Annotated in this window: 13 protein-coding genes; 6 read left to right on the top strand and 7 right to left on the bottom strand. The window is 58.2% G+C overall.

Annotation, left to right across the window (positions count from 1 at the left end):
* Positions 1-17: 17 nt before the first annotated feature.
* The gene (locus H6F58_RS13020; protein ID WP_060702065.1) at positions 18-521 is read right to left on the bottom strand and encodes a helix-turn-helix domain-containing protein; all 504 of its coding nucleotides are present in this window, start codon (positions 519-521) and stop codon (positions 18-20) included.
* A 96-nt stretch (positions 522-617) separates the two neighbouring features.
* On the bottom strand, positions 618-845 hold the full coding sequence (locus tag H6F58_RS13015; protein WP_216660930.1) for a hypothetical protein: 228 nt from the start codon (positions 843-845) through the stop codon (positions 618-620).
* 232 nt (positions 846-1,077) lie between these two features.
* Between H6F58_RS13015 and fdxA the strand changes: the two genes are divergently transcribed.
* The 4 genes from fdxA (at position 1,078) to H6F58_RS12995 (ending at position 4,659) form a co-directional block, all read left to right on the top strand.
* Positions 1,078-1,401 carry a ferredoxin gene (gene fdxA / locus H6F58_RS13010; protein ID WP_060703425.1) on the top strand — a complete coding sequence of 108 codons (324 nt, stop codon included), beginning with the start codon at positions 1,078-1,080 and terminating at the stop codon, positions 1,399-1,401.
* An 11-nt stretch (positions 1,402-1,412) separates the two neighbouring features.
* Positions 1,413-2,528, top strand: a complete 1,116-nt coding sequence (gene dapC, locus H6F58_RS13005; RefSeq protein WP_146275520.1) for a succinyldiaminopimelate transaminase — start codon at positions 1,413-1,415, stop codon at positions 2,526-2,528.
* A gap of 98 nt (positions 2,529-2,626) precedes the next feature.
* Entirely contained in the window at positions 2,627-3,907 is a 1,281-nt protein-coding gene (locus H6F58_RS13000; RefSeq protein WP_022873974.1) for a citrate synthase, read from the top strand.
* Positions 3,908-4,110: 203 nt separating this feature from the next.
* On the top strand, positions 4,111-4,659 hold the full coding sequence (locus tag H6F58_RS12995; RefSeq protein WP_146275518.1) for a hypothetical protein: 549 nt from the start codon (positions 4,111-4,113) through the stop codon (positions 4,657-4,659).
* Between the two features lie 54 nt (positions 4,660-4,713).
* Here H6F58_RS12995 and dapD read toward each other — a convergent pair whose 3' ends face one another.
* Positions 4,714-5,670: a 2,3,4,5-tetrahydropyridine-2,6-dicarboxylate N-succinyltransferase gene (gene dapD, locus H6F58_RS12990; protein WP_146275516.1), complete on the bottom strand. Its 957-nt coding sequence runs from the start codon at positions 5,668-5,670 to the stop codon at positions 4,714-4,716.
* A 73-nt stretch (positions 5,671-5,743) separates the two neighbouring features.
* Between dapD and dapE the strand changes: the two genes are divergently transcribed.
* A complete protein-coding gene (dapE, locus tag H6F58_RS12985; protein WP_060702061.1) occupies positions 5,744-6,829 on the top strand; it encodes a succinyl-diaminopimelate desuccinylase in 1,086 nt (361 codons plus the stop codon).
* A 99-nt stretch (positions 6,830-6,928) separates the two neighbouring features.
* On the opposite strand, the gene H6F58_RS12980 is transcribed toward dapE, so the two are convergent.
* From H6F58_RS12980 to H6F58_RS12965, 4 genes are all read right to left on the bottom strand, one after another.
* Positions 6,929-7,825: an amino acid ABC transporter permease gene (locus H6F58_RS12980; RefSeq protein WP_060702060.1), complete on the bottom strand. Its 897-nt coding sequence runs from the start codon at positions 7,823-7,825 to the stop codon at positions 6,929-6,931.
* Positions 7,822-8,499 (bottom strand): amino acid ABC transporter permease, encoded by a 678-nt coding sequence (locus H6F58_RS12975; RefSeq protein WP_060702059.1) that lies wholly within the window; start codon positions 8,497-8,499, stop codon positions 7,822-7,824. The genes H6F58_RS12980 and H6F58_RS12975 overlap by 4 nt, the downstream gene beginning before the upstream one ends.
* Before the next feature lie 137 nt (positions 8,500-8,636).
* Positions 8,637-9,464, bottom strand: coding sequence for a glutamate ABC transporter substrate-binding protein (locus tag H6F58_RS12970; RefSeq protein WP_195181911.1), 828 nt, complete (start codon positions 9,462-9,464; stop codon positions 8,637-8,639).
* 31 nt (positions 9,465-9,495) lie between these two features.
* Complete coding sequence (locus tag H6F58_RS12965) at positions 9,496-10,227, bottom strand: amino acid ABC transporter ATP-binding protein (RefSeq protein ID WP_171919658.1); 732 nt, start codon at positions 10,225-10,227, stop codon at positions 9,496-9,498.
* 177 nt (positions 10,228-10,404) lie between these two features.
* On the opposite strand from H6F58_RS12965, the gene H6F58_RS12960 reads away from it, so the two are divergent.
* Positions 10,405-11,178 carry a TIGR00730 family Rossman fold protein gene (locus tag H6F58_RS12960; protein WP_060702056.1) on the top strand — a complete coding sequence of 258 codons (774 nt, stop codon included), beginning with the start codon at positions 10,405-10,407 and terminating at the stop codon, positions 11,176-11,178.
* Positions 11,179-11,185: the final 7 nt, after the last annotated feature.

Below are 11,185 nucleotides of genomic sequence, written 5' to 3'. Positions count from 1 at the left end.
TCTTGGAATCTGCAGTTCTAGCTGCTCTTATTGCCGGTGATGTCCAGGTGGTGGGCCAAGAAGAGCGAGGTTGCCACGCCATCTTCTTCGGGCTCACGCATCGCGTAGTCTTCAATAACCGAACGCAGCCGCGACATCATTTCCTGGCGGGACTCTTCGCTGAGCTTCAGGCCCACGCGGATGATCTGGATTTCTTGGGGATCCAGTCCCTCGATTTCCTGCAGGAAGGTATCGACAAGCATGGGAGCAGCGTCTGGGATGCGCGTTCCCCACGACTGCTTGGTGCTCCGGTAGGGAACTTCCTTGGCGCCACGATTGCCGCGCCGGGCCTCTTCCGGGGCGAGGTAGCCGTTGTTCACCAAGGTCCGGACATGGTGCAGCGACGTGGCCGGATTCAGATCAAGAATGTCCGCGATTTCCTTATTCGTTCGTGACTCGTGGAGGCACAAGCGCAGGATACGAAGCCTCAGCGGTGAGCTGAGTGCACGTGCTCGCGATTGGACAAGTTTGTCAGAAGGCATAAAAACAGCATACGGGAAAATCGTTGAGTGATTGGCAGAATCAAATCACATGTCGCGCAACAGCGGTTCGCCGCGAAGCGTTGATCTTGCCGGGTACTAGTTCCTTGGCGTCCGGGGCCGGCGGCGCTGAGGGGCCGGAGGGACGAGCTTGGCATGGGTGATCAACGCCCGCGGGATGACCACAAGACCCGATCGGGTCTGCACGCTGATCGAATCCGCCGTGACTTCCCGCAACTCGCCCAACGCGTCGCTAAAGCGCCCGCTTGCCGTGCTGGCTTCCACAGGCAGGCGGTAGCGCACAACTAGGCGTTCACCGGGAGTCATATCACTAAAACTAAGCATTCTTGCGCGTCATCTTTTCGTAAGAAGAATTCATCTAAACCCTCTGAAGCTGAAATGTGAATGGTCGGTTACGTCACAGCAGGCCCACGGGCGCTTTGATGTATTGATATCAGGACTAGACTGTAGTTTGAGCTGGTAAGGGATTCAAAGAGCATCCAGGAATCCGGCCGGCTCGTGTTGAAACCACCAAGTGCAAGGAAAGGTCTCGGCCCTCGTGACTTACATCATCGCTCAGCCGTGCGTCGACGTGAAAGACAAGGCGTGCGTCGAAGAGTGCCCGGTAGATTGTATTTATGAAGGCGAGCGCTCGCTGTACATTCATCCGGATGAATGCGTAGACTGCGGCGCTTGCGAGCCGGTCTGCCCCGTTGAAGCCATCTACTACGAAGATGATGTGCCGGACGAATGGGCCGACTATTACAAGGCCAACGTCGACTTTTTCGATGAACTTGGTTCCCCGGGCGGCGCCGCTAAAATTGGTAACACCGGTACTGACCACCCATTCGTCAGTGCCTTGCCACCTCAGAACCAAGGCTAGGTTTTACTTTTATGCTTGAGCTCCCCGATTACCCCTGGAACCAGCTTGCTCCATACCGCGAGCAGGCAGCGAAGCATCCAGGGGGAGTCGTGGACCTTTCCATCGGCACGCCAGTTGATGACACCCCGCAGCTCATCCAGGATGCGCTGGCCGAGGGCGCAAACTCCCACGGCTATCCCACCACGCATGGAACCGCAGAAGTCCGCCAGGCCATTGTCGATTGGTTCGCACGTCGCCGCCAGGTCACCGGCCTGGGCATCAACGACGTCATGCCAACCGTGGGCTCAAAGGAAATGGTGGCCTGGTTGCCGCTGCTCCTGGGAATCGGCGCAGGGGATATCGTGGTGCGTCCAAAAATTGCGTACCCAACCTACGACATTGGCGCCCAACTTGTCGGCGCGACACCTATCGCCACCGATGACCTTGATGAACTGGGCACCGAGGAACTCTCGCGCGTGAAGCTCATCTGGGTGAACTCGCCAGGCAACCCCACCGGCAAGGTCACCGGCGTTGGGCAGCTGCAGCGAATCGTTGAACGGGCCCGCGATATCGGCGCCGTCGTGGCCTCCGACGAGTGCTACGCAGAACTCGGTTGGGAAGACTTTGAAGGCCAGGTGCCGAGCATCCTTGACCCTGAGGTCAACGGCGGAAATCTCGATAACCTGCTGGCTTTGTACTCGCTGTCCAAGCAATCGAACCTCGCAGGCTACCGCGCGGCATTTGTTGCCGGAGCGCCAAACCTCATGCCAACGCTGGTCAACAGCCGCAAGCACGCCGGAATGATCGTGCCGGGACCCATCCAGCACGCCATGGCGGTGGCGCTGAACGACGACCAGCACGTAGCCAAGCAGCGCGAACTGTACCGGGCGCGACGCGACGCTTTGCGTCCCGCCCTCGAAAACTTCGGCCTCAGAATTGAAGATTCGGTGGCCGGCTTGTACCTGTGGTGCACCCAGGGTCGGCCAAGCTTCGAGACCATCGGCGCCCTTGCGGAGCTGGGAATCGTTGCCGGCCCGGGTGCTTTTTATGGAACCGCTGGAGAACGCCACGTCCGCGTGGCATTGACCGCCTCCGATGAACGGATCGCGGCCGCCGTTGAACGGCTGAATTCTTCCGCCAACCGGTGAAGATGACAGCCTGATTAGCGGGATAGGGTCAAATCGCGGTATGTTCTACGGTGACGACTGACCTTTCGGAACTACACGCTTTCCGGTTAGGAGAAGCAATGACAGATACTACATCTGCACAGCTACACTTTGGAGAATCCAATCTTGAGCTTCCGGTTATCCCGGCTGCTGAGGGCAACGACGGATTCAGCGTAGCCCCACTTTTGAAGACCACTGGGAACGTGACCTACGATCCTGGCTTCATGAACACCGCGGCCACCAAATCCGCGATCACCTACATCGACGGCGATGCCGGCATCCTGCGCTACCGCGGATACCCCATCGAGCAGCTGGCCGAGAAGTCCAGCTTCATCGAGGTCACCTACCTGCTGATCTACGGCGAACTGCCTACCGCAGACCAGCTCGCAGAATTCGACAACTCGCTGCGCCGCCACACCCTGCTGCACGAAGAGCTCAAGGGCTTCTTCGGCGGCTTCCCGCGCGATGCGCACCCAATGCCGGTTCTGTCTTCCGCAGTTTCGGCACTGTCCACCTGGTACCAGGACTCCCTGGATCCAAAGGACGACGAGCAGGTGGAACGCTCCACCCTGCGCCTGCTGGCAAAGCTGCCAGTGCTGGCTGCCTATGCCCACAAGAAGTCCATCGGCCAGGCTCTGCTGTACCCGGACAACTCGATGAACATGGTCGAGAACTTCCTGCGCCTGTGCTTCGGCACCGCTGCCGAGCCATACCTGCTGGATCCAGATGTGGTCAAGGCCCTTGACCTGCTGCTGATCCTGCATGCAGACCACGAGCAGAACTGCTCGACTTCCACGGTGCGCCTGGTTGGTTCTTCCGAAGCCAACATGTTCGCATCGGTTTCTGCAGGCATCCACGCCCTGTCCGGCCCAGCCCACGGCGGCGCCAACGAGGCTGTGCTGAAGATGCTGCGCGAGATCCAGTCCTCCGGAATCTCCCCGGAAGACTTCATGCAGAAGGTCAAGAACAAGGAAGACGGCGTACGCCTGATGGGCTTCGGCCACCGCGTGTACAAGAACTACGATCCACGCGCCAAGATCATCAAGAAGACCGCTCACGACCTGCTGGCCAAGCAGGGCAAGAACGAGCTGCTTGAGATCGCGATGAAGCTGGAAGAAACTGCGCTGAACGATGAGTACTTCATCTCGCGCAAGCTCTACCCGAACGTGGACTTCTACACCGGCCTGATCTACACCGCCATGGGCTTCCCGGAGAAGATGTTCACCGTGCTGTTCGCTATCGGACGCCTGCCAGGCTGGATCGCGCAGTGGCGTGAAATGATTAAGGATCCTGAACTGAAGATCGGCCGCCCACGCCAGTTGTACATGGGTGAGACCGCTCGCAACTACCCAGGCCTCTAAGCCACAGGGCAAGTAGCGTTCACTGACAAGGAGCTTTCCACCATTCAAATGGTGGATGGCTCCTTGTCTGTTTTAAGCGCGGGGACGGGAGTATCCTGTGAGTCTAAGACTGCGGGGGTATGCCTAAAAGTCAGGTGGTATGCATGTACTTTCGTCGTGGAAACAATTGGTCTTTGGCGGTAAAAACCAATCAGACGATGTTGATGGCCTTGTACTTACGTGAGCTCGGCGGGGTGGATCCAGCCGAAGCCGGGCCCAACTGTCGCTTGAACTCAGTGATCAAGAACCGCCATGGCACTGACGCCGCACATGGGCAGTTCAAGCAAGAGTGGAGCGCCTGGTGGGGAGCTTTGACCTCGGGGGAGACCGCGGCCGAGAACACTCCTGAGCAGACACTGCACGAGCAGCTGGACCATGAAGGCTATCCGGCACTTGCCAAGCTGGCTAAAGCACATTACGGCCAGGCAACGCTGTTTGCGCAGCAGCATGCCGAGGAGTTTGTCGAAAAGAGCATAAACTACGTGCCGCTGCGCCTCGATGAATTAGAGAGGATCCTGTTGGATCACGGGGTAGATCACGATACGACAGCACCCCAGCAGCAGATCCAGCTTATTGACATGCCCCTGGACGAGCCACGTGCCTGGCTCACCGGCCGAGCGACGATTGTCGCCAGTACATCCTTGCTGCAGGATTCCAAGGCGTTCCACGGCTTCATCCAGCCCATGGTCACCATCATTTTCCCGGGAGCTTAAAAGAAATCGGGGCTCGCTGAATATCTCCAATATCCAGCGAGCCCCTAAACGTCATTAGTTGGCGTGCAGTGCGCTGTTCAGCTCCACGGTCTGGCCGGCGCGAGGCAAAGCCTCGACCGCGCCAGAAATCGAGTTACGGCGGAACAACAGGTTCGAAACTCCGGACAGTTCCAGGGCCTTGACCTGCTTCTCGCCCAAAAGCACCCGTGTGCCAGCGGTCACGTAGAGCCCGGCTTCGACCACCGAGTCATCACCCACCGAAATGCCAACACCAGCGTTGGCGCCCAGCAGGACACGCTCGCCAATGACGATGCGCTCGCGTCCGCCGCCGGAAAGCGTACCCATGATCGAGGCGCCGCCTCCGACATCGGAACCGTCGCCCACAACCACCGAAGCCGAGATGCGGCCCTCGACCATTGAGGTGCCCAGGGTGCCAGCATTGAAGTTCACGAAGCCTTCGTGCATGACGGTGGTACCTTCGGCAAGGTGCGCGCCCAGGCGAACGCGGTCAGCATCAGCAATACGGACGCCGGTCGGAACGACGTAATCGACCATGCGCGGGAACTTGTCCACGCCATATACGGTGACCGCGCCGCGGGCACGCAGCTTCAGGCGGGTTACCTCGAAGCCATCAACCTGGCACGGGCCGAAGTTGGTCCAAACCACGTTGGCCAAGTGGCCGAAGATGCCGTCAAGATTGATGGTGTTCGGCTGCGCCAATCGGTGGGATAGCAGATGCAATCGCAGCCACACATCAGCGGTGTCAGCCGGTGCTACGTCAAGATCGATGGTCAGCGAGACCACCTTCTGGGTGGTGCCGCGGGCAGCATCGTCTTGGGCAGCTGCCGCTAGCTCGCCGGAAAGCTCGTCTGCCGACGAAAGCTCGCCAAGGACAGGGGCTGGGTACCAAACGTCGAGGACGGTTCCATCCGCGGCAATCGTGGCAAGACCATGACCGGAGGCCAAGCGGACGGTTGAGTCACTGGATGAAGTCACAGATTCTGAAGTCATACACTGATCGTATCCTCGAAACGCCGGGTAACGTTGATAGATGACAGGCTAGTGAAGCTAGAGACGTAGGACGATGAATACCGTGAACGAATTGGACCTGCTACAGGACGTCGCAGTGCTGACCGAACAGATCATGAACATTGAATCTGTTTCCGGGAATGAACAAGAAATTGCTGATCAGGTGCATCAGGCCTTGCTGAAGCTGGAGCACCTGCAGGTTCATCGCGATCAGGATGCCATCGTTGCCCGCACCAATTTCGGCCGCGAACGCAGAGTCGTGCTCGCGGGCCATCTGGACACCGTTCCATTGCCGCGCACGCAAGGCGCCAAGGGCACCGTCCCGGCCCAGGTGATCGACGGCGTGCTCTATGGACGCGGGGCGACCGACATGAAGGGCGGGGTCGCGGTGCAGCTGGCCCTGGCTGCCGAGCTGACCGATGCCAAATACGATGTCACCTACGTCTTCTATGACCACGAGGAAGTGGAAGCGGCCAAGTCCGGTCTGGGACGTTTGGCGAAGAACAGCCCGGAACTGCTCGAAGCCGATTTTGCCATCCTGCTTGAGCCAACCAACGGAACGGTTGAGGGTGGCTGCAATGGCACTAGCCGATTCGTGATTCGCACCCGGGGCAAGGCAGCGCACTCAGGACGCGCCTGGATGGGCCATAACGCCATCCATGACGCCGCGCCGATCCTCCAGCGGCTCTCCGACTACGAGCCCCAGACCATTACCGTGGAGGGCCTGGACTACCGCGAAGGAATGAACGCGGTGCGCATCAACGGTGGAATCGCCGGAAACGTCATCCCGGACTACTGCGAAGTCGAAATCAACTATCGTTTTGCTCCGGACAAGACGCTGGCTGAAGCACAAGCCCTCGTCTTCGAACTCTTTGATGGCTTTGAAATCGAGCGAACCGATGGCGCCGAAGGGGCCAAGCCTGGTTTGGACCAGGAGATCGCAGCTGACCTCATCAAGATTCTTGGCCAAGAGCCCAAGCCCAAATACGGCTGGACCGATGTGTCCCGCTTCTCGGCCCTTGGCGTTTCTGCGGTGAACTTTGGTCCTGGCGACGCATTGTTGGCCCACAGCGATGACGAGCATGTCGCGCAGGACGATATCCGTACGTGCCTGAACTCCTTGCGTGCATGGCTGAGCTAGCCTCGGCGAGAAGATCAGGGCAATAAAACCAAAAGCGCTCCTTGCACGATGCAAGGAGCGCTTTTGTCGCTGCTGGCCAGATGGAGGCCGTTCTACAGGCTAATGGTCCTTGGGACCATCTTGTGGGCCGGTCTCGGCAAAGGTCACGGCAGTGGTACCGACTACTGCTGGAGCATTCTTGTCTTTCTTGACTCGGCTGCTCAACCGCTTGGAGGTCAATTCTGCGATTTTGCTCAAGGTGAAGTTGATCAAGATGAAGATGACCGCAGTGACAATCAAAGCCTGCAAGACGTTGCCGTTAGGCGAGGAATAGGTTCTCGCGAAGAACAAGAGCTCGTTGAAGCTGATGATGTAGCCCAGCGCCGAGTCCTTCAAGATCACGACGAACTGGCCAATCAAAGCCGGCAGCATCGCCACAAGCGCCTGCGGGATTTCGATATGCCGCAAGGACATGCCACGAGTCAGGCCGATGGCGATACCAGCTTCCCGTTGTCCCTTAGGCAGGTTGTGGACACCAGAACGAACCAGCTCGGCAACAACGGAACCGTTGTAGAACACCAAAGCGGCAACAACTGCCCACAACGCGGTATTTCCTGGCAGCTCAAGGGAGCGCGAGAAGAACACGTTGAAGAACACGATCATCAGCAGCACTGGGACGGCGCGGAAGAATTCCACGATGACCGTGCAGAATCCGTTGACCAGCTTGTTCTGCGAGAGGCGTCCCACACCGAAGACCAAGCCAAAAACCACCGAGCCGATGATTCCCAGGATTGCCGCCTTGACGGTGTTCAACAGGCCGGGAAGCAAATAGTTCTTCCAGGTGCTTCCTTGGATGAAGTCATCCCACTGCTCCGGCTGCATCTGACCCTTGGCTGCGAGGCCAAGGAAAATCCACGCTACGATGCCCAGGGCAATCAGTGCGCCGACGATATTGATAATGAGAATACGGCGACGGGCCTTGGGCCCCGGGGTATCAAAAAGAATTGAAGCGCTCATCGTGCCACCGCCAGTTTCTTGGACAGCCACGTGGTCAACAGTCCCACGGGGATCACAATAATCACGAAGCCAATGGCAAAGGTCAAGAAGATCGGAATGACGATATCGGAGCGGAACTCGATCATCGTCTTCATCACCGACGAGGATTCGGTGGCTACCGAACCAACAGCAGCAACGGTGGAGTTCTTGATCAAGGCGATCAGCGTATTACCCAGCGGGACGATTGCGCCGCGAAACGCCTGGGGCAAAATCACGAGCCGGGCCGCGGGCAAGAAGCCCAGCCCGATCGCTCGTGCCGCCTCGGCTTGTCCCAGCGGAACGGTATTGACACCCGATCGGATGGCTTCGCAGACGAATGCCGCGTGATACACCGCAAGGCCCAAAACCGACAGCCGGAAGAAGTTCGCGTGGAAATCTCCGCCAAGGGTGAAACCAAGCTGGCCGTAGAGGGCCAGAACGGCGAACAGGATGATGATGGTCAGTGGCGTATTTCGAACCAGGTTAACGTAGCTCGTGCCGATGGCCTGGAAGCTGGCCACTGGGGAGATGCGAAGCAGCGCAAGAATTGTGCCCAGCACCAGCGCGCCGATGGCCGCCCAGAAAGTTAGTTGGATATTGACCCAGAATGCCCCTGGGATGTCGTACTCAGTGAATATGGATAAATAATTCTCCACTGCAAGCCTCTGTCTCGGTGGCCATGGTGAGGGCCAAGCGGCTAGGGGAACGATGAGCGAAAAAGTTGCTCAAATGAGAAGGCAATAATGCTGCGGGGGTCAAGGACAGTCCTTGACCCCCACGGCATCAGGAAATGCTAGGCGCAGGTATCTGCGAGTTTTGGCGGGTTGGTCTTCGAGTTCGGCGTGTATCCGGTGCCCTCGGTGTTCTTGTCCAACGCCTTCTGCCAATCGCCGGAGTCGATCATCTTGGTGATCGCTTCGTTGATGGCCTTGCACTTGTCGGTGCCGTCTGGCAGGCCGACGCCATAATTCTCTTCGCTGAATGGCTTGCCTACAACCTTGAACTTGCCCTTGTATGCAGGCTGGGCTGCCAAACCGGCGAGGATGATGTCATCGGTGGTGACCGCGTCGATGGTGCCGCCGCTCATCTGGGTGACGCACTCTGCGTAGCCCGGGAGCTCCTGCAGATTCGTTCCCTCAGCGTAGTTGTCCTTGACCTTCTGGGCCGAGGTAGAACCGGTTACCGAGCACAGGTTCTTGCCGTTCAAGGCTTCTGGGCCATCAATGTCGGAATCGGAAGCAACCAGCAGATCCTGGCCAGCGACAAAGTACGGGCCAGCGAAGTCGATGACCTTGTTGCGCTCATCGGTGATCGAATAGGTTGCGAAGATCATGTCGACCTGGTTGTTTTGCAGCATGGTCTCGCGGTTGGCCGAAGGAGCCGAAACGAATTCGATCTTGTCTTCGGGGTAGCCCAGCTCGTTGGCTACGTACTTTGCGACGTCCACATCGAAGCCGGTGTAGTTGTCGCCGTCCTTGAATCCCAGACCTGGCTGGTCGAACTTGATGCCGATGCGGATCTTGTCGCCGTCAGCCTCGTTGCCCGAGCCGCCACATGATGTCAGGGCCATTGCCCCGATAGCTGCCATTGCTGCGATGGTGCCAAAACGAGTTTTACGCATGTTTCCTCCTGTTGGATGCGGGGTGATGAAATCAGTGGTTGGTAATGAGCTTGCCGAGGAAGTCCTTGGCACGGTCAGATTGCGGATTGGTGAAGAATTCTTCCGGAGTGGCTTGTTCAACGATTTGCCCGTCGGCCATGAAGATCACGCGGTCCGCGGCCTTGCGTGCGAAGCCCATCTCGTGGGTGACCACAAGCATGGTCATGCCTTCCTTGGCCAGCCCCACCATGGTGTCGAGCACCTCGTTGATCATTTCCGGATCCAGCGCGCTGGTGGGCTCGTCAAAGAGCATGACCTTGGGTTTCATGGCCAGGGCTCGCGCGATGGCCACACGCTGCTGCTGTCCGCCAGAAAGCTGGGCGGGAAGCTTGTCGGCCTGGTTCGCCACTCCGACTCGTTCAAGAAGCTGCATTGCCAATTCCTTGGCCTTTGGCTTCTTCATGCCCTTGACCCGGATCGGACCGAGGGTCACGTTCTCCAGAATGGACTTGTGCGCGAAGAGGTTGAAGGACTGGAAGACCATTCCAACGTCGGCGCGCAACTTGGCAAGTGCCTTGCCTTCAGATGGAAGCGTATTGCCGTCAATCTTGATGGTGCCCTCGTCGATGGTTTCCAGTCGGTTGATGGCACGGCACAAGGTGGACTTGCCCGAGCCCGACGGACCCAAGATCACAACTACCTCGCCCTTGGTGACTTCGAGGTTGATGTTGTTGAGTACATGCAGGGCACCGTAGTGCTTATTGACCCCAGTCAGTTGGACGATGGGGCCAGCTGTAGAAGCCTGAGCCTGATGATCGCTGTTCATGCAATAGACATTACTTGATGTGACGCTTGCTACGCGCTACTTCGAATAAGTCACACTTAGTTGTTACATAACTGTCACTTTAATGGTGTCGCGACACAGTCCGGCTCGGAGTGAAATTACAGATAGAGTGAAGTTATGGTTCATCAGCGAAAGAGCGAAGAGAACGCTCGTGCGGGGCAACGTCACGTCGAAGCGAATTGGCCAGGCAAGCGTCCAGAAGACCAGCTCGACCACTACTTATTGGAGAGCCCGCAGGAAGACGTGACCCACACCGACGTGTGGCGTGTCCTGCGGATCCAATCTGAATTCGTCAACGGGTTTGGCACTCTTGCGGGCACCGGCCCGGCGATTGCGGTGTTCGGATCTGCTCGGACTGATCCGCAAAGCCCGTACTACCAGATGGCCCACCGCATCGGAAGCCGTTTGGCTGAAGCCGGAATCACCACCATCACCGGTGGCGGGCCAGGCGCCATGGAAGCCGCCAACAAGGGCGCGGCCGAGAATGACGGCATTTCGGTGGGGCTGGGCATTGAGCTGCCTTTCGAAACCGGATTGAATGCGTCCGTGAACAAGGGCTTGAACTTCCGGTACTTCTTCGTCCGCAAGACCATGTTCGTCAAGTACTCGCAAGGCTTCATCGTTCTTCCTGGCGGCTTTGGCACGCTGGATGAGCTTTTCGAGGCCTTGACCTTGGTGCAAACCCAGAAGATCACGAGCTTCCCAATTGTCCTTGTCGGCAAATCCTACTGGGGCGGGCTGGTGGACTGGCTGACCAATACCGTCGCCGCGGAACGGGCCATCTCTGCGAAGGACTTGAACTTGTTTACGGTGACCGATGATCCGGATGAAGCCGTGGACCTGGTCCTGGGCATGGCCGATAAGCAGCCTGCCCCGGAACAAGCGGTGTAGGGGAAGC

Origin of the sequence: Glutamicibacter sp. FBE19 (assembly GCF_015524875.1) — a bacterium.
In the GTDB taxonomy this organism is placed as follows: Bacteria; Actinomycetota; Actinomycetes; order Actinomycetales; family Micrococcaceae; genus Glutamicibacter; species Glutamicibacter halophytocola.
The sequence above is the reverse complement of the archived record's forward strand: the minus strand, read 5'-3'. Positions and strand labels throughout refer to the sequence as shown.